Annotated in this window: 13 protein-coding genes; 2 read left to right on the forward strand and 11 right to left on the reverse strand. The window is 66.7% G+C overall.

From position 1 onward, the window contains the following. Positions 1-8: 8 nt before the first annotated feature. From ACFPOU_RS18135 to astC, 9 genes are all read right to left on the reverse strand, one after another. Positions 9-875, reverse strand: a complete 867-nt coding sequence (locus ACFPOU_RS18135) for a head GIN domain-containing protein (protein WP_379724384.1) — start codon at positions 873-875, stop codon at positions 9-11. Between the two features lie 132 nt (positions 876-1007). Further along, positions 1008-2120, reverse strand: a complete 1113-nt coding sequence (locus tag ACFPOU_RS18140) for an NADH:flavin oxidoreductase/NADH oxidase (RefSeq protein WP_379724387.1) — start codon at positions 2118-2120, stop codon at positions 1008-1010. 166 nt (positions 2121-2286) lie between these two features. Continuing rightward, on the reverse strand, positions 2287-3282 hold the full coding sequence (locus ACFPOU_RS18145) for a succinylglutamate desuccinylase (RefSeq protein ID WP_379724390.1): 996 nt from the start codon (positions 3280-3282) through the stop codon (positions 2287-2289). A gap of 3 nt (positions 3283-3285) precedes the next feature. Then, positions 3286-7977, reverse strand: a complete 4692-nt coding sequence (locus tag ACFPOU_RS18150; RefSeq protein WP_379724393.1) for an NAD-glutamate dehydrogenase domain-containing protein — start codon at positions 7975-7977, stop codon at positions 3286-3288. Positions 7978-8142: 165 nt separating this feature from the next. Further along, positions 8143-9486 (reverse strand): N-succinylarginine dihydrolase, encoded by a 1344-nt coding sequence (astB, locus tag ACFPOU_RS18155; protein WP_379724504.1) that lies wholly within the window; start codon positions 9484-9486, stop codon positions 8143-8145. Positions 9487-9490: 4 nt separating this feature from the next. Further along, positions 9491-10972, reverse strand: coding sequence for a succinylglutamate-semialdehyde dehydrogenase (gene astD, locus ACFPOU_RS18160; protein ID WP_379724396.1), 1482 nt, complete (start codon positions 10970-10972; stop codon positions 9491-9493). After that, positions 10965-11996, reverse strand: coding sequence for an arginine N-succinyltransferase (gene astA / locus ACFPOU_RS18165; RefSeq protein ID WP_379724399.1), 1032 nt, complete (start codon positions 11994-11996; stop codon positions 10965-10967). Before astA ends, astD begins: the two co-directional genes overlap by 8 nt. A gap of 10 nt (positions 11997-12006) precedes the next feature. After that, positions 12007-13029, reverse strand: a complete 1023-nt coding sequence (locus tag ACFPOU_RS18170; protein WP_379724402.1) for an arginine N-succinyltransferase — start codon at positions 13027-13029, stop codon at positions 12007-12009. Positions 13030-13112: 83 nt separating this feature from the next. Continuing rightward, a complete protein-coding gene (gene astC, locus ACFPOU_RS18175) occupies positions 13113-14357 on the reverse strand; it encodes an acetylornithine/succinylornithine family transaminase (protein ID WP_379724405.1) in 1245 nt (414 codons plus the stop codon). 586 nt (positions 14358-14943) lie between these two features. Here astC and ACFPOU_RS18180 point away from each other — a divergent pair. Continuing rightward, the gene (locus tag ACFPOU_RS18180; RefSeq protein ID WP_379724408.1) at positions 14944-16266 is read left to right on the forward strand and encodes an amidohydrolase; all 1323 of its coding nucleotides are present in this window, start codon (positions 14944-14946) and stop codon (positions 16264-16266) included. A gap of 261 nt (positions 16267-16527) precedes the next feature. Continuing rightward, positions 16528-16884 carry a translation initiation factor Sui1 gene (locus ACFPOU_RS18185; RefSeq protein ID WP_379724411.1) on the forward strand — a complete coding sequence of 119 codons (357 nt, stop codon included), beginning with the start codon at positions 16528-16530 and terminating at the stop codon, positions 16882-16884. A 66-nt stretch (positions 16885-16950) separates the two neighbouring features. Here ACFPOU_RS18185 and ACFPOU_RS18190 read toward each other — a convergent pair whose 3' ends face one another. Together ACFPOU_RS18190 and hisC are read right to left on the reverse strand one after the other, a co-directional pair. Beyond that, the gene (locus ACFPOU_RS18190; protein ID WP_379724414.1) at positions 16951-17892 is read right to left on the reverse strand and encodes a GlxA family transcriptional regulator; all 942 of its coding nucleotides are present in this window, start codon (positions 17890-17892) and stop codon (positions 16951-16953) included. 159 nt (positions 17893-18051) lie between these two features. After that, entirely contained in the window at positions 18052-19113 is a 1062-nt protein-coding gene (hisC, locus tag ACFPOU_RS18195) for a histidinol-phosphate transaminase (protein WP_379724417.1), read from the reverse strand. Between the last annotated feature and the right edge of the window lie 80 nt (positions 19114-19193).

The following is a 19193-nucleotide window of genomic DNA, read 5'->3' on the forward strand; positions in this document are numbered from 1 at the left end:
ACCACCCCTTACAGCATCTGCACGCCGCGCCCGGCGAGGTTGCGCTGGGCCGGCTGCCCGTAGATCCGGATCGGACCCGAGCCGCTGGCCTGCGCGAACACCGACTGGCGTACGGTGGCCGAGATGCCGCCCGAGCCGCTGCTGGTCAGCTCGCCCTGCTCGGTCGTCAAGCCCGCCAGGTCGGCGCTGCCCGAACCGCTTACGCGCACATTGAGCGTGCGCACCGCGCCGCCCGTTCGCACCGTTCCCGAACCGCTGATCTGGATGCGCGCGTTGTCGCCGCGTACCTGGCCGAGCACGAGCCCGCCCGACCCGCTGACCTCCACCTGCATGCTGCGCGCGCGCAGCTCGCCGGCTTCGATCTTGCCCGAGCCCGCCACCTTGGCATCGAGTTCCGCGACCTCGCCCGACAGGCGCGTCACGCCCGAGCCGGCCAGGCGCACCGACAGCGGTTCGCCTTTCAGGTCGCGCACCGTCACATGTCCCGACCCGCCCAGGCGCAGGTGGTTCAGGCTCGGCACGGTGTAGGTGACTTTCAGGGGGACAGTGCTGCGCAGGCGTCCTTCGGTCCCGATGTACAGGGTCGCGCCGCGCGCCTCGGTGGTGACGTGGGACAGCAGGTTGCCGTCGCCCTCGACCACCAGCGATGGCGCAGCGCCCACGCGTACGTCGACGATCATCGCACCGCCCACTTCCAGTCCGGAGAGCGCGGCCACCTTGCGCACATCGCGCGCAGGCACGCCATTGCCGTCGACGCTCTTGCCGCTGAACGGCGTATGTAGCTCGAAGTCCTTGCCACTGGTGCCGGACGGCGTGGCAATGACGACGCAGCCGCCGAGGGCGGCGACACAGGCAAGGACGGGCAGGATACGCATGGGGAGGACCTTTCTGGTTGTGGTATGGACGCGTGCGCGCCGATGTTGCCACTCTGGAGAAGGTTCTCCCCGTCGTCATCCTGGAAGCGACGAACTGCGCGATTGGCGGCTTGAACCGTCAAAACGCGGCCATTACCGCTGGCCGAGGCGCGTTTCGCCGAACAGCGCCTTGTACTGGCGCGGCTGCGAGCGCCAGTACTGCGGCGGCGCCGTCACCTGCGCGCCCAGTTCGGCGGCCGCATGCCATGGCCAGCGCGGGTCGTAGAGCATCGCGCGCGCCAGCGCCACCATGTCGGCCTGGCCCGATTGCAGGATATGTTCGGCCTGCTGCGGCTCGGTGATCAGGCCGACGCCGATGGTCGGCATGTTCGTGTCGCGCTTGATGCGTTCGGCGAAGGCGATCTGGTAGCCGGCGCCGAGTGGAATCTTTTGCTGCGGCGAAACGCCGCCGCTAGAGACGTGGATGAAATGGCAGCCGCGCCCTGCCAGCTCCCTGCCGAAGCGCACGCTCTGCTCGATGTCCCAGCCGCCCTCGACCCAGTCGGAGGCCGAAATGCGCATGCCGACGCACATGCCCGGCACCGCCGCCAGCACCGCCTCGAATACTTCCAGTGGGAAGCGCATGCGGTTTTCCAGCGTGCCGCCGTAGTCGTCCTCCCTCCGGTTCGCCAGGGGCGACAGGAATTCGTGCAGCAGGTAGCCGTGCGCGCCATGCAGCTCGATGGCGTCCAGGCCCAGGCCCTGCGCGCGCCGCGCGGCATCGACGAAGCCCTGCTTGATGCGCTCCAGCCCGGCGGCGTCGAGCGCCAGCGGCACGGTTTCGCCATCGGCGTGCGGCACGGCCGATGGCGCAACGGTCTGCCAGCCGCCCGCTTCGTCCGGCGCGACGTTGGCGCCGCCTTCCCAGGGCACGGCGCTCGAGGCCTTGCGGCCTGCATGCGACAGCTGGATCGCGACCTTGATCGGCGAATGGCGGCGCACGGCCGCAATGACCGGCCGCAGCGCCTCCTGGTGATCATCCGACCACAGGCCCAGGTCGCCGGCCGAGATGCGGCCTTCGGGCGTGACGGCGGTTGCCTCGATGGTCAGGAGCGCCGCTCCCGACAGGGCCAGCTGGCCGAGATGGATCATGTGCCAGTCGGTCGCCAGGCCATCGATGGCCGAGTACTGGCACATGGGGGCGACGGCAATGCGGTTGGACAGTTCAAGGGGACCCAGCGCATAGGGGGTGAAAAGCTTGCTCATACGGACTCCGGTGTGATCGATCCTCTCAGTCTAGCGCGCCTGAGAGGATCCTGCAGGCGCCATCGATCCGGATGGCGCCTGCAGCGGGCAATCGCCGTGGAAAAGCCGACCGCATCACCGCCGCCACCACCCCCGCCAAAGCCGCGGATTGCGCGGCTTTGGCGGTTCAATCCACGCGCACCACCATCAAGCCGGCGCGCAATCCGACCCGCACATCCGGATTCGGAAACACCACCATCTCCTCCTCGTGGAACACCGAATAGACGGTCTCCCCGTCGGTGGCGATCACGTCGCCGCGCTTGAGCGCAGCGAAGTTGGCCGTCTCGCGGCTGAAGCCCATCCTGAAGTCGTCCGACAGCTTGACGATCTCCTGCGCCACCTTGAACACATGCGGCACGCTCTTCGCCGGCGCCTGCGTTCCGCGCAGCAGCGCGTCGAGCGCGGCGGAGACGTCGGCAAACTGGGCCATGTCGTTGCGGCCCAGCGTGCCCACCCTCCCCAGTTCCACCGTGCTGCCCGCCGCGCGGTGGTGCTCGCTCGAATAATAGCTGTAGGTGCCGGCCGATTTCGGGTTCATGACGATCGCGCCGATCGCCGCCTGCCCCAGCCAGTCGACCAGCATCGCCCGGCCCTCGGCGGCGACCAGGTCCGGCACGATCGCGAACATCGGGTAGTGCGAGGCGCGGATCGCCGTGTGCAGGTCCAGGTGCCAGCGCACCGGGCCGGCGCCCGCGAAGAAGACGTCGGTGGCGGCGATCAGGTCGTCGGCCCGCGCCGCTTCCGCGGTGCCGGCCAGCGAACCCCGGTGCGCCTTGAACATGCGGTTCAAGTCGGCGTCCAGGAAACGCTTGCCGGCAGCGATCGCCTCGATGTTCCCGACGCAGAGCATCAGGTCCACCGCCAGCGCCGACGGTGCGCGCGAGAGCGCCTCGATCAGGTGCGCGACCATCTCGATCGGCCCGGTCTCGTCGCCATGCACGCCCACCGACAGCAGCACCGCCGGACGCGGCGCCGGCTGCACGCCCTTCACCGTCAGGATGCCCCTGGCGGGCTTCGCGACGACGAAGCCGGCAGCGGCGAAGCGCTGCGCGACCGTGCCGAAATCGGCTTCGGCCAGCGCACGCACCGCGTCGGGCACCATGGGTTGCTGAGGCGCGCTCATCGGTCAGGCCGCCAGGCGTTCCGGGTTCGACCCTTCCGACAGCGACCAGACGTTCAGCATTGCCTGTTCGAGGTCGGTGGCCGGCGCGTAGCCGGCCAGGCCCATGTCGCGCGTCACCGCATCGACCGCCGCCAGCGCGTCGCCGCTGCCGGCACGCTCGATCACCTGCAGCAGCAGGCGCTGCTGGGTGCGGCGCAGTGCCTGCATCGCATAGTTGCGCAGCTGTTCCTGCGACTTGGTCTGCGGCGGCAGCTTCAGGCCGCGCTCCAGCGTATCGATGCCCGCACGGGCGCGCAGCGCCATGCCCACTTGCAGGAACTGCGCCAGCGACATGGCCGCCGGACGGCGCACCGACACTGCGGCAAACAGGAAGGTGGCCAGCGACTCGATGGTCTCGACCGACTTCCAGGCCTGCACGAAGGCCGCGTTCAGGCCCGCATGGCCGTCCGCTTCCGCCTTGGCCGGCATGAGCTGGCGCACCTGGTCGCCATTGGCGAACAGTTGCGCCAGTTCCGCCATGCCGTCCGCGCCCTGCGGCAGCGACAGCACGCCTTCGATCACGGCGCGCAGCAGCGCACGGGTGCGGGCATCGACCGTCACCGACACGTCGCGCGGCACGGCGAGGGCATCGGCGTCGAGCGCATCGAAGACCGGCGCCAGGTTCAGCGCCGACCAGGCGCGGCCCCAGGCCTTCACGACTTCCGCTTCGTCGATGCGGTGTTCGGCAGCCAGGTCGCGCAGCATCAGCGGACCGCAGCGGTTGACCGCCTCGTTCGCCAGCACGGTGGCCAGGATCGCGTTGGCCAGCGGGTGGTCGAGCGGATCGCGGGTCGCGACGAGCTGCGCCGGGAAGTAAGGGCGCAGCACGGTCCGGGCCCATGGCTCGGCCGTCAATGGCAGCGCCGCCAGGATGCGCTTGAAGCGGTTCTTGACGTTGGCAACGACGACCGCCAGTTCCGGCGCGGTCAAGCCGACGCCCATTGCCTTGCGGCGCTGCAGTTCGGTGTCGGTCGGCAGCTGTTCCAGCTCGCGCGAGACGGCGCCCTCGAGTTCCAGGCTGGCGATCAGGGCCGCGTAGCTGTCCACGGTCGCGCCGTTGGCCTGGGCCTGCACTTCGCGCGTCAGCAAATGGGTCTGCTGCGTGTTGTCGCGCAGGACCAGCTTCTCGACGTCGCCGGTCATCTCGTTGAGGATGCGGTTGCGGTCGGATTCAGGCAGCTTGCCGAGGTTGACTTCGGTGTCGAGCCAGATCTTGATGTTGACTTCATGGTCCGAGCAATCCACGCCGGCCGAGTTGTCGATCGCATCGGTGAAGATGCGGCCGCCGGCCAGCGCGAACTCGATACGGCCGGCCTGGGTCGCGCCCAGGTTGCCGCCTTCCGAGACCACCTTGCAGCGCAGTTCGTTGCCATTGACGCGGATATTGTCGTTGGCGCGGTCTTTTACCTGCGCGTGGGTTTCGGTCGACGCCTTGATATAGGTACCGATGCCGCCGTTGTAGAACAGGTCCACGGGCGCGAGCAGGATGCGGTGCATCAGCTCTTCCGGAGAGAGCGCGGTCTCTTCGATGCCGAGCGCGGCACGCACTTGCGGCGTCAGGTCGATCGAACGGGCGCTGCGCGGGAAGACGCCGCCCCCGGCCGAGATCAGGCTCTTGTCGTAATCTTCCCACGACGAACGCGGCAGCGCGAACATGCGCTGGCGCTCGGCGAACGAGAGCGCAACGTCCGGGGCCGGGTCGAGGAAGATGTGGCGGTGGTCGAACGCGGCCAGCACCTTCAACTGGCGCGAAAGCAGCACGCCGTTGCCGAACACGTCGCCCGACATGTCGCCCACGCCGACCATCGTGATCGGGGTGGTGCTCATGTCATGGCCGACTTCGTAGAAATGGCGTTTCACGGCCTCGAAGGCGCCCTTCGCGGTGATGCCCATCTTCTTGTGGTCGTAGCCGTTCGAGCCGCCCGAGGCGAAGGCGTCGCCCAGCCAGAAGCCGCGCTGCACGGCGATGCTGTTGGCGATGTCCGAGAAGGTCGCGGTGCCCTTGTCGGCGGCGACGACCAGGTAAGGATCGTCCTGGTCGTAGCGCACGGTCAATTCCGGCGGCACGATCGCGCCGCGCACGCGGTTGTCGGTCACTTCCAGCAGGCTGGCGATGAACAGGCGGTAGACCGATTCGCCTTCGGCCGCCACGGTTTCGCGCACGGCGTCCTTCGGCATCTGCTTGCAGACGAAGCCGCCCTTCGAGCCGGCCGGCACGATGACGGCGTTCTTGACCATCTGCGCCTTCACCAGGCCCAGCACCTCGGTGCGGTAGTCTTCCATGCGGTCGGACCAGCGCAGGCCGCCGCGAGCGACCGGGCCGCCGCGCAGGTGCACGCCTTCGAAGCGGCGCGAGAACACGAAGATCTCGCGATACGGACGCGGTTCCGGCGCCAGCGACAGGTTGCTGGTGTCGAACTTGAAGATGATTTTTTCACCCGCGTTCTGGAAGTAGTTGGTGCGCACGGTGGCCAGCGCCAGCTCGACCAGGGCGGCCATGATTTCCTCGGTGTCGGCATGGTTCACGCTCGACAGGCCGGCCTTCAGCGAGGCCAGCTTCGCGCTGCCGGCCGCGCGTTCGGACTCGGCCAGGGACGGGTCGAAGCGCTGCAGGAAGGCGGTGACGAACTCCTTGACCAGGGCCGGCTGCGCGCGCAGCGTCTCGGCCATGTAGCGCACCGAGAACTTCGAACCGAGCTGGCGCCAGTAGCTGATATAGCCGCGCACCAGCTGCACTTCGCGCATCGACAGGCCGCCTTCGATCGACAGGCCGTTCATGCGGCCGTCTTCGGCTTCGTCGTTGAAGAGCGCGGCGAACAGCTCTTCGGCGACGTCGACGATGCCGGGCTTGGCCAGCTTGGCGGCGCTTTCGGCGTCCACGGCCAGCGCGGTCACGTAGTGGCGCGCGCCATCGGCGGTGGTGATGCGGTAGGTCTGTTCGCGGTCGATGGCCACGCCCGCGTTATGCAGGGCCGGCAGGATGCGCGACAGCGGCGGCACGGTCCCGTCCGAGTACAGGCGCACCGATGCGGTGCCGGCGTCGCTGGCTTCGATGCGCGCCGAGACGCGCTTCGCCTTGCCGTTGCGCAGGATCGCCTGCAAGTCGCGGAAGGCGACAGACGGTTCGGTGGCGGTGATGTAGTTGACCGGCAGCGTCGCGACCAGCTTGCGCAGGCTGCTGCGCAAGCTCAGGTCCTGCATGTCGTTGGTGAGCATGGCGAAGCGGTCGTGCCAGTCGTCCATCACCGACAGCAGCGGGCGCTGGATGTCGGTTTCCAGGTCGAGCGGATTGCGCGCGCCGTGGGCGATCAGGTAGACGCGTGCCAGCGGGCCGTCGGCCACCAGGGTCTGCGAGCGCACTTCATGCGCGCCCGAGCTGTCCTTGAGCGCCTGGGCCAGCGACGCCGCCACCGCTGCGCTGTAGCGTTCGCGCGGCAGGTAGACCAGCACGTTCAGGTGGCGGCCATACACGTCGCGGCGGGCGAACACTTTCGCGCGCGGCTGCTTGTACAGCGACACGACCGAGCTGCACACCTGCGCCAGCCATTCCGGCTCGGCTTCCAGCGCTTCGGTGCGCGGCAGCGACTCGAGGATCTCGAGGAATTTCTCGGCGCGGAAGCCTTCCTGGCGCACGCCGGCCAGGCTCAGGACTTTCGCCACGCGGCCGCGCGCGAACGGCAGGCGCGCCAGCGGCGTCGAGGTGGCGGCGCGGGTGAACAGGCCGACGAAGCAGTGCTCGCCCAGGATGTTGCCGTGGGCGTCGGTGTCGCGCACGCCGATGAAGTCGAGCGGCTGGTCGCGGTGCAGCGTGCCCTCGACGTCGGCCTTCACGATCGACAGGGTCTCGGCGCGGCCGGCCAGGGTGTTGAATTCGCCCGGGATGTTCGCCAGGCAGGTGCCGTAGACCGGATGCGCCGTGTCTTTCAGCACGCCGATGCGGCTCGGGATGTCGCGTGCCAGTTCGGTCTGGCCGGGCTGGACGACATAATAGGCGTAGCCGAAGGGCTCGAAGCCTTCGTTCTTGGCCCACTCCAGGAAGGCGGCCACTTCCTGGCCGGCCGGGGTGCCGTTGGCGGCAGCGGCGGCGGCCACTTCGGTCATGCGGTCGCCCATGGCGACGGCATCGCGGTGCACGACGGCGGCGTCGTTGGCCACCATGCGGATGCGCGCGGTCAGGCGGTCGAGCTCCTCGAAGGTCAGTTCGTCGTTCATCAGCACCAGCACGACCGACTCCAGCGGTGCGCCTTCGCCCACGGCGGTGACGACGCCGTTCGCATCGCGCCGCACCGGCAGCACGGCGTTCATCACGCCGGCGGCGGTCAGGCGCTCCTTGCGCATGGCCATGACGAACGAGTCGACCAGGTAAGGCATGTCTTCGTTCAGGATCAGCAAGGCCGTGTCCTTGTTACCCTTGGCATCGATGTAGCGCAGCTGCGCGATCTGGCAACCGGGACCGGTGCGCCTGGCGGCCTGCATGAAGCCGTCCCACAGGACCGGGGCCAGGGCCTGCGGCGAGGTGCCGGCCAGGTCTTCTTCGTCGAGCGCTTCGAGCCAGGCACTGATCAGGGCGCGGACCTGGCCGGTCGCGCCGGCAGCGGGCTCGCTGGCTACCAGGTTCAGGGTCTGGGTACGCAAATCTTGCGGCATGTCTTTCATTGTTGCTTCTCCAAAGCTAATGTTTGTCACCCGTGCGTGCTATGGCTTGTGGCTTTGCGCGCACCGGCGTTGGTGGACGGGGTTGTCCCGTCCAGGTCCTCGGCTTCCTTGTCCCGGAAGCGCGTAACTCGTTTTGTTTCTCACCATCCGATCATCGACGGCACATTAACTGACATCGTACAGGCCCGGCAATCCGAGAATGCGCTCCAATGCGACCAAGGCTTGCGTGCACTCGATCGCCAACTGCGGATCGGCCAGGTCCTTCGGCTCCACGCGATCGCGGTAATGCCGCTCGACCCAGGCCACCAGTTGCGCATACAGCGCTTCGGTCATGATCACGCCCTGGTGCATGCCTGCCGCCTGGTCGTCGGTCAGCGCCACGCGCAGGCGCAGGCAGGCAGGCCCGCCGCCGTTGCGCATGCTCTGGCGCAGGTCGAATTCGAGCAGCTCGTCGATCGGGCCGCCGCTACCCACCAAACCCGCCAGGTAATCGGCCACGGCCGCGTTCTCGCGGCATTCGTGCGGGACCAGCAGCGCCATCTTGCCGTCGGGCTTGGTCAGCAGCTGGCTGTTGAACAGGTAGCTCGCCACCGCATCCGTCACCGGCACCGCGCCGCTCGCGACCCGCACCGGCATGAACTCGGTACCGACGCCGGCCAGCGAACGGCGCAGCGCGTCGATCGTCGCGGCCTCGTCGGCGAAGGCCTGCTCATGATAGAACAGGACATTGGCGTTGCCGACCGCGATGACGTCGTTGTGGAACACGCCCTGGTCGATCACGTCCGGGTTTTGCGCCGCAAAGACGGTGCGCACCGGATCGAGGCCGTGCAGGCGGGCCACCGCTTGCGACGCTTCCAGCGTCTGGCGCGCCGGGTATTTTTTCGGGAACGGCGCCGACGGGTCGAACTCGACCCGTCCATACACGAAGAACTCGACGCCGGCCGCGCCGTGGTCGGCGGCAAAGCGCGTGTGGTTCGCCGCGCCCTCGTCGCCGAAGGCAGGCGTGGACGGCAGGGGATCGTGCACGATGAAGTGGTCGTGGTTGCCGAAGATCGCGCGCAGCGTGCGGGTGGCCTGCACGTGTTCTTCCGAGCGGTGCAACTTGTTGTTCAGGTTGGCCGCGGTGAAGTGCACGCGGCCGTCGCGCGTGTCGGCCGAAGGGCTGACGGTGGCCGCGTTGGCGGTCCACATCGGCGCGGCCGACCAGGCGCAGGACAGGATCACGGGCGCCTCGCGCCAGGCCTGCGCCAGCACGTCGGCGTCCGTGCCCGAAAAGCCGAGCTTGCGCAGCAGGCGGAAGTTCGGCCGCGCCTGGGGCGGCATCACCGCTTGCGCGAAGCCGCGCGCGGCCAGGTCGCGCATCTTGGCCAGGCCCTGCAAGGCCGCCAGGCGCGGGTTGGAGGCGCTGCGTACATTGCTGAACGAGGCGACGTTGCCGAACGAGAGGCCGGCATAGTTGTGCGACGGGCCGACCAGGCCGTCGAAGTTGAATTCGCGAGCGTTACGCATCATGTCAGAACACCAGTCCCGGCGACAGCTTGGCCGGCATCTCGAGTTCGGCCGTCTCGATCGAGGCGACCGGATAAGCGCAGTAATCGGCGGCATAATACGCGCTCGGGCGATGATTGCCCGACTTGCCGACGCCGCCGAACGGCGCGGAGCTGGCCGCGCCCGTGGTCGGGCGGTTCCAGTTGACGATGCCTGCACGCGCGCGCACCGCGAAGCGCTTCCACAGTTCTTCCGATGGCGACAACAGCGCCGCGGCCAGGCCGAATTCGGTGGCATTGGCCGCACGCAGCGCGTCGTCGAAGGTTTTCACGCGGATCACCTGCAGCAGCGGCCCGAACCACTCTTCGTCCGGAATGCCCTGCGCATCGGTCACGTCGACGATACCGGCGGTCACGAAACCGGCGTTCGGGTCGAGCTGGCGCATCTGCAGCAATACCTTGCCGCCCTTCGCCGCCATGCCGGCCTGGGCCTGCACCAGGCGCGCGGCGACGCCGCTCGATACCACCGGCCCCATGAACGGCTGCGGCTCGGCGTTCGAGGCGCCGACCTGCAGCTTCGCGGCGACGTCGACCAGGCGGTCGATGAAGGCCCGGCCCCGTTCGTCATCCTGCACGATCAGGCGGCGCGCGCAGGTGCAGCGCTGGCCGGCGGAGATGAAGGCGGACATCACGGCGTGGTGCACGGCGGCGTCGATCTCTTTGGCAGTCTCACCGAGACCCCAGACGACGAGCGGGTTGTTGCCGCCCATTTCCAGCGCCAGCATCTTGCCCGGCTGGCCGCCGAACTGCTTGTGCAGCGCCGCGCCGGTCTGGCTGCTGCCGGTGAAGAGCACGCCGTCGATCAGCGCGTTGCGGCCGAGGGCAATGCCGGTCTCGCGGCCGCCGTTCACCAGGTTCAGCACGCCCTTCGGCAAACCCGCCTGTTCCCACAGCTGCACGGTTTTCACCGCCGTGCGCGGCGCGTATTCGCTCGGCTTGAAGACGACCGTGTTCCCGGCGATCAGGGCCGGCACGATATGGCCGTTGGGCAGGTGGCCCGGGAAGTTATACGGGCCGAACACGCCGAACACGCCATGCGGACGGTGGCGCAGCACGGCGTTGCCATCGGCGACTTTCGCCGCCGTCTCGCCGGTGCGGGCGCCGTACGACTGGATCGAGATGTCGACCTTGTTCGCCATGGTCGCCACTTCCGTGCGCGCTTCCCACAGCGGCTTGCCGACTTCCTCGGCGATGATGGACGCCAGCGCTTCCGCGTTTTCCTTCAGCAGGTCGCGAAAACGCGTGCAGACGGCAATCCGTTCTTCCAGCGAGCGCAGGGCCCAGCTTTCGAAAGCGTCATGCGCGGCTTGCGCGGCGCGTTGCACGTCGTCCGCGGTCGATGCGTTGCTGCTCCAGGTCTGGCGGCCGCTGGACGGATCGATCGTGACCAGTTCCGCGCCGCTGCCGGCGATCCATTCGCCATTGATGTAGTTCGACAGGTTAGCCATTGTTCTTCCTTACGTTGAGTGACAGCGTGCGCACCGGCTCGCCCGCCTGGACGCGCAGCAGCGCCAGTTCCTGGGCCGAGAGCATGATTTGCGCGCCGTCGATGGAGGCCTGGGCCAGCACCATCCGGAAATCCTGGAGCTTGGTGTTCGACACCAGCAGGCATTCGGTCTCACCTTCGGCGCGTCCTTCGACTGCCACGCGAAGCACGCTGTCGCGCACCGAGCGCAGTTCCTTCACGCGGCCCTGGAGCACAGGACCGGCGTCGAAAATGTCGACATAGCCCTCGTAGTGCATGCCTTCCTGCTCCAGCAGCTTGCGCGCCGGCAGGGTCGAGCGGTGCACCTGGCCGATGACCGCGCGCGCCGACTCGGGCAGGTAGTCCACATACAAGGGCTGGCGCGGCATCAGTTCGGCGATGAAGGATTTCTTTCCCACCGCGGTCAGGCCGTCGACGTGGTTGAAATCCATCTTGAAGAAGTGGCGCCCCAGGCCCTCGTAGAACGGGCTGGTGCCGTCTTCGGTGAGGTAGCCGCGCATCTCGGCGATGATCTTTTCGGTGAACAGCTGCTGGAACTGGGCGATGAAGAGAAAGCGGCTTTTCGAGAGCCACTTGCCGTTGTAGCCCTTGCGGTAGTCCGGCTGCAGGAACAGCGAGCACAGTTCGGTCGCACCGGTGAGGTCGTTCGACAGGTACAGGGTTTCCATGCGCGTGAATACGTTCAGTTCGCGGCTGGAATGCACCAGGGTGCCGATGCGGTAGTTATAGAACGGTTCATTCAGCCCGACCGCGGCCTTGATGGCGCACACGCCGGCCATGCGGCCGGTCTCGGTGTCCTCCATCACGAACATGTAGTCGCGCTCTTCGGGCGGGATGGTTTCCTGGAACGAGGCCACGGCGCAGGCGACGCGGTCGCCCAGCATCTTGCGGTCCGGCTTCAGGGTGGTCATGCCGCCACCGACTTCGCGCGCCATGTCGATCAATGGGTCGAGGTCCGATGCGGCAATGGAGCGAATGACGAGCATGGTGCCTCTCTCAGATTCTGACGCAAACGACGCAGTCGCCCGGCGCCACGCCGAGTGCCTTCTGCGCATCGACCGGCAGGCAGACGGCGTCGGAAGTGTCGCAGGGTGGACAGGCCACGGTAATGGCGCGGAAGCGCTCGGCATTGGTCGCCACGGCATAGGTGACGAGCTTGTCGCCGGCGTTGTCCTGGGCGTTCTCGACGCGGCGGCGCTGCGAGCCGCAGAACGAGCGCAGCGACAGCCGGTGCGCGGCCAGGATCGGGCCGCCATCGAAGATGTCGACATATTCGTCCGCTTCGAAGCCCTCCTGCGTCAGCAGGTCGAAAGCGAGCTGGCCGCTCGGGTGAATCTGGCCCATGGCCGCCTGGGCGTCGCCCGGCAACAGCGGCACGTAGACCGGATAGTGCGGCATCAGCTCGACGATCATGGTGCGGTTGCGCGCGCCGCCGACGACGCGCTCTGCATCCAGGAAATCCATCTTGAAGAACTTGCGGCCCAGCGCATTCCAGAACGGCGACTCGCCGGCCGAATCGGTGACGCCGGCCAGCGGCACGAAGAAACGGTCGCCGAAGCGGTGCGGCGCCAGCACCGCATACAGCAGGCGCGCACGCGACAGCAGGGCCGCCTCGATGCCGGGTGCGTCGCGGTCGCGCAAGTGGAAACCGGACAGCTGCGAGCAGGCCGTCAGTTCGGAGCACAAGGTCAGGGCGTGCACGCTGTGGCAGATGTTCAGGTCGCGCGAGACTTGCTGGATGACGTCGTTGCGGAACGCGAAATAGGTGCCGTTCGAGCCGGCCGACGCGTGCACCGCGGCCGTGCCGACGACGTCGCCGCTGCCGTCTTCGAGCACGAACAGGTAGGACTCCTCGCTCGGGATATCGACTTGCGCGGCGAACGAGGCGGTCGAACGCTCGATGAAGGCCGCGATCGTGTCGGGCGTGCGCGGCAGCGTGTGCACGCCGGGCGTCATGACGGCGGCCAGGCGAACCAACGCGTCGACATCGGCAAGTTCTACCGGACGGACAACATACATGTGCTCTCCCTGAAGGGTCGGTGCAAACAAATCCCGGCCGCGCACGAAACGACAGGCCGGGATGGGTACTGCGGCGGCGGGCCTTACGCCGCGGCGAGGAACTCGCCGACCGCGGCGCGCAGGATGCGGTCGGCTTCCGCGATCTGGGCGTCCGACACGATCAGCGCCGGCGCCATGCGAATCACGTCGGGGCCGGCGATCAAGAGCATCAGGCCCATCTTCTCGGCGATCTTGGTGAGGTCCTTGGCCTTGCCTTTGAAGCCTTCGGACAGCGGCAGGCCGATCAACAGGCCCAGGCCGCGCGCCTTGCCGAACACGTGCGGGTAGTCGGCGGTGAGCTTGTCGAGGTTGGCGAAGATCTTGGCGCTGGCTTCCTTCACGCGCGCGAGGAAAGCAGGCTGGTTGATCATGCCGACCACGTTCAGCGCGACGGTTGCGGCCAGCGGATTGCCGCCGTAGGTGGTGCCGTGCGAGCCGACGTTGAAGTGCTGGGCGATCTCCTCGGTGGTGAGCATGGCGCCGATCGGATAGCCGTTGCCGAGTGCCTTGGCGCTGGTGAGGATGTCCGGAATGACCGGGGTGTCCATGTAGGCGTAGAAGGCGCCGGTGCGGCCCACGCCCGACTGTACTTCGTCGAAGATCAGCAGCGCGCCGGTCTGGTCGCACAGCTCGCGCAGCGCCTGCAGGTACTCGGCGTGGCCCGGAATGACGCCGCCCTCGCCCTGGATCGGCTCGACGATCACGGCCGCGACGTCGTCGAGGATGGCGGCGCGCGCCGCCTCGATGTCGTTGTACGGCACATGGTTGATTTCCTGCGGCAGCGGCTCGAACCCTTCGGTGTACTTCGGCTGGCCGCCGACCGAGACGGTAAACAGCGTGCGGCCGTGGAAGGACGACAGGCAGGAAATGATGCGCGACTTATGCGGTCCGAACTTGGTGTGCGCGTACTTGCGCGCCAGTTTCAGGGCCGCTTCGTTCGCTTCCGCGCCCGAGTTGCAGAAGAAGGCGCGGTCGGCGAAGGTCGCTTCGACCAGGGCCGTGGCCAGGCGCAGCACCGGCTCGTTGGTGTAGCCGTTCCCGAGGTGCCAGAGGGTGTTGAGCTGCTTGGTCAGCGCGTCGACCAGCACCGGATTGGCGTGGCCCAGGCTCGAGACGGCGATGCCGGAGGTGAAGTCGAGGTAATGCTTGTCTTCCTGGTCCCACACGTCCAGGCCCGCCGCGCGCACCGGCACCATCGCGGCCGGGGCATAGGTCGGGACGAGGACTTCGTCGAAGGTCTGCCGAGTGACAGGCCGCGTTGTGACACCCGAATCAAGCTTTGCGTTCATGACTTTTCCTCATCCAATGTTGGTGACTGGCGCGCCGGGACGCGGGCGCCGAACCTGGTCATTATAGGGAGAGGGTGGGGCAAGTTCTTGCAGAAGTGCGACGGGGATTTTCATTTTTGGCCGGAAGGCGAAGAAGCGCTGCCTCGGCCATTCTGGTCTCGGCCGCGCGAAGGAAATTCATGCTTGCCATATAAACAATAGGGTGCATGCGTCGTCATGCTATGCACGTCCGCAATCGTCCCAGGCTGTGTAGGAACTCGACACCGTGAACTGCAAGCCGAAGTGTGCTGGCCAGGGGCTAATTCTGGAAGACTGGTAAGCGTTCCGGATTATCTTCGGCGACGTGGTCGTCCAGGTCCCCGGGCAGCAGCGTGCACACGGGCTGGGTCGAAAACGGACGCTACAATAGGTGCGCCGTCGGCCGACAGGTCGTTGAAACCGAATGGGAGTAGGCTCAGGCGGTACCGGGCCTTGCCGTCGATCTTCGCCGGGGCGCTGCCATGGGTAGCACCGCACGATGTAGAAGGGCAAGTGGGGCAATGTCCACCACGAACACCGTTTATCCACCACCAGACTAAAGCACACCATGACCAACAAACTGCTTTCCGTCCTGCTCGCCGCGCTCCTGCTGCCAAGTGCCCTCCATGCGAATGAACTGTCCAAGGCCGTCGCGCAAGACTACGACACCCACCTTGGGCCGCTGCTGGATTATTTCCACCGCAATCCCGAGCTGTCCTTCCTGGAGGTGAAAACGGCGGCGCGTATGGCCAAGGAATTACGCGCGGCTGGCTTCACCGTCACGGAGGGCGTGGGCGGCACTGGCGTGGTAGCCATCCTCAAGAATGGACCGGGCCCGCTGGTGATGATGCGCGCTGACATGGATGGCTTACCGATGCTGGAAAAATCAGGACTGCCAAATGCCTCGACGGCGACCCAGAAGGACATGGAAGGCAACATGACGCCCGTGGCCCACTCCTGCGGCCACGACATCCACATGACAAGCCTGGTTGGGACGGCGCGGCGCATGGCGGCAGAGCGCAGCAAATGGTCTGGCACCTTGATGCTGATCGGTCAGCCCGCTGAAGAACGCACCGGCGGCGCGCTTGCAATGATGAAGGACGGCCTGTACAAGCGCTTCGGCAAGCCTGATTTCGCGCTGGGATTCCACGTCAAGGCCGACATGGCAACTGGAAAGGTGCACGCCTCGGAAGTCTCGCCGTATTCCGGCGCCGACACCGTGGAGATTTCGATCAAGGGCGTCGGTGCTCATGGGGCCTCGCCGCATCGCGGCAAGGACCCGATCGTGCTCGGCGCGATGATCGTCGTCGGCCTGCAAACCATCGTCAGTCGTGAACTCAGCCCACGTGAGCCCGGCCTGATCACGGTGGGCTCCTTCCATGGCGGCACCAAGGCCAACATCATCGGCGACAACGCCAAACTGCAACTGACCGTGCGCAGCGAAAGCGCCAAGACCCGCGATCTCCTGCTGGGCGCGATCAAGCGCATGGCCGAGAACACGGCGCGCGCCGTCGGGATGGCGGAGAACGAGTTGCCGGAGGTAAAACTGGTCGATACGCCAGCGCCGCCGGTTCTCAATAATGTCGAGCTGGTGCAGCGCCTGCGCGCTGCCTGGACCGGTAAGCTGGGTCCTGGTGCCATTGGAGAAGAAGAGTTTCGCGAAGGTATGGGCGCGGAGGACTTCCCGATGTTCGTGACCGATCCTTATGTCCCGAGCGTCTATTTCACGGTCGGTGGGACGGCACCGGAGAACATCGCCGCCGCCAAGGCAGGCAAACTGCGCCTGCCGAGCCATCACAGCCCTTTGTTCAAGGTAGAGCACGGGCCAGCGGTGAGGATGGGCGTTGAATCGACGGTAGTGGCCTTGCAGGACTTGATGCACAAGCCTTGAGTACGCCTACAGGAATATGGCCGGCGTTCACACCGGCAGCCCCTTATGCTGCCTCCTTGAAAAGGTCCGCTACCGGCCCAGGCGGCGGCTCAAAACGCTCGCTACGGCGTTTTCTCGGGGGCGGGAATGGCTACGCAGCTCGCGCGTTTTTACGCCGCCCGGGCCAGGAACGTATGCTTGCGGACTCAAGCAAGCAAATGGCATTGGACGACCGGGCGCTGCTAAACTCTTGTGCTTCACTCTAAAAATGTTGAGCAAGACATGAAGAGCAGTTCAAACACCGGCCTGGTCTATTCCACCGAGGGCGGCCGCATGTGCCCCGCATGCCGGCATCCCCTCGCCGAATGCACGTGCAAGGCCAAGACCGTGCCAACGGGCGACGGCGTCGTGCGCGTTTCACGCCAGACCAAAGGCCGGGGCGGCAAGAGTGTCACGCTCGTCAAGGGACTCGCGCTCGCCCCCGCTGCCCTGGCCCTGCTGGGCAAACAGCTGCGCACCGCATGCGGTTCGGGCGGCACCGTGAAAGAGGGCGTGATCGAAGTGCAAGGCGACCACTGCGACCTGGTCATGGAAACGCTCGTCAAGCTTGGCCATCATCCGAAGCGGACTGGCGGCTGACGTTCTGCAGGGCAGAGCTCGTGTCCAAATGTCAGACGTGACCCCAGTTGTCTGACCCCAGTTGTCCTATTCTGCCAGCCGGCGCTGGCGCTCCTCGCGCGGCGTATTGCCAAACAGCGCCCCGAACGCCGTCGAAAAATGCGATCCCGACGAGAACCCGCACATCAGGCCCACCTGCACAATCGAATTGTTCGTGTCGATCAGCAGTTGGCGCGCCCGTTGCAGTCGCAGTTCCAGGTAATAGCGCGACGGCAGGCTGCCGAGATATTGCTTGAATAAACGCTCCAGCTGGCGCCGCGACACGCCCGCCAGCTGCGCGATCTCGTCGGTCGAGAGCGGTTCTTCGATGTTTGCTTCCATCAAGGTCACCGCTTCGGTCAGCTTCGGCTGCAGCGTCCCGAAGCGCGCCTGCAAGGCCACCCGCTGGCGCTCTTCCCTGCCACGCACGCGGTCGACGCACAGCAGCTCCTTGACAGGCGCCTGCACGTTGGAACCGAAGATGATGTCGATCAGGGCCAGCGCAAAGTCGACGGAAGCGGCGCCGCCGCAGCAGGTGAGCCGGTTGCCGTCGATTTCATACAGGTGCGGCGTGAACAGGGCCTGGTCGGCGCGGCTGTCGGCGTCGGCGTACAGGGACCAGGGCAGCGCGGTTTTCACGCCGTTCAGCGCGCCCGCTTCGGCCAGCCACAACACGCCGGCACCGACGCCACCCCAGAAGGGCGCGGCGCGGCAGCGCTCGACGAGGGCGCGGAAGTTGGCGGGTTTCAGGCCGGCCTGGGCTTCGTCGGCGGCCAATAACACCAGGTGCCAGTGGCGCTGGGCGTCGCTGGTGAACTTGTCGGGGCTGCGCACGTCCACGTGCAGGCGCTCGGGGCCGAGGATTTTCGCGGCCTGGCGCAGCGGCTGGACCAGGCCGGACCAGCTCAGGGAATCCGGCTCGCCCGCGTTCACGAGCAGGATGCGCAGCGGCCTTTCCTGCGCCAGGACGGACAGTTCAGGGTGCGGCATGGGAAAAGACTGGGTGCGTCATCACTCGGGGGCAAGGGCGGCGGCGGGCCGGCGCGTGGAATTCCATTGACTGACTATCATACCGGAGATCAACAGCAAGCCGCCCAGCCAGGCGGCGTCGGTCCGTACAAGCGAACCGGGGTCCAGGTGCAGTGGCGGCTAGCCTTCGATGATGGCGGCCAGCACGGCTGCGAGTCGCGCGCACTCGTCGTCGGTGCCGATGCTGATGCGCAGATAGGTCTCGATCTCCGGGGACTTGAAATGGCGCACCAGGATTGCGCGCTCGCGCAAGGCCTGCGCCAGATCGGCTGCCCGGTGTTCCGGATGGCGTACGAACAAGAAATTCGCGGCCGACGGGAGTACCTCGAAACGCAGTCGCCGCAGTTGCCCTGCAAGCTGCTCGCGCGTGGCAATGACTTGCGCCCGGCGTCGCTGGAAATAGTCCTCGTCCTCGATCGCCGCAACGGCGCCGGCAATCTCGATACGCCCCAAGGGGTAGGAATTGAAACTGTCCTTGACCCGCTCCAGGCCTTCGATCAGGTGCGGCTGTCCGATCGCGAAACCGACGCGCAGTCCCGCCAGTGCGCGCGACTTGGAGAAAGTCTGCACCACCAGCAAGTTCGGATAGGCGCGGACCAAGGAAATGGCCGTTTCGGCGCCGAAGTCGACATACGCCTCGTCGACCAGCACGACCCGGTCCGGCTGCGCGCGCACGATCCGCTCGACCTCTTCGAGCGGCAGTGCCAGGCCGGTCGGCGCGTTCGGATTGGCGATGACCACGCCCCCGCAAGGCCTGCGGTACCGGTCGGGATCGATCCGCATGGCTTCATCGAGGGCGACCTGCACCGCCTCGATTCCATACAGGCGGCAATACACCTGATAGAAGCTGTAGCTCACCGTCGGCATCAGGATGGGCGTGTCCTGCACGAAAAAAGCGTGAAAGGCGTGGGCCAGGACTTCATCGGAGCCGTTGCCGACGAATACCTCGCCCGGCGCGACGCCGTAATACGAGGACAGCGCCTGCTTCAGTGCGCTCGATTGCGGATCGGGATACAAGCGCAGCCCGTCCCCGGCTTGCGCGGTGATGGCGGCAATGACCCTGGGCGATGGCGGATAGGGATTTTCGTTCGTGTTCAGTTTGATCAGTTGCTCGATGCGCGGCTGTTCGCCGGGAACGTAGGGCGTCAGGGTGCCGACGTGGCGGCTCCAGAATGGGTTCATGTTCGAGCAAGCGGATCGATGATGTGGGGCCGACAACTATAGCAGAGCCGCGCCGCTCGCCCGGATCGGGAGGGTTTGTC

The organism is Massilia jejuensis, assembly GCF_042656795.1.
Classification (GTDB): domain Bacteria; phylum Pseudomonadota; class Gammaproteobacteria; order Burkholderiales; family Burkholderiaceae_D; genus Telluria; species Telluria jejuensis.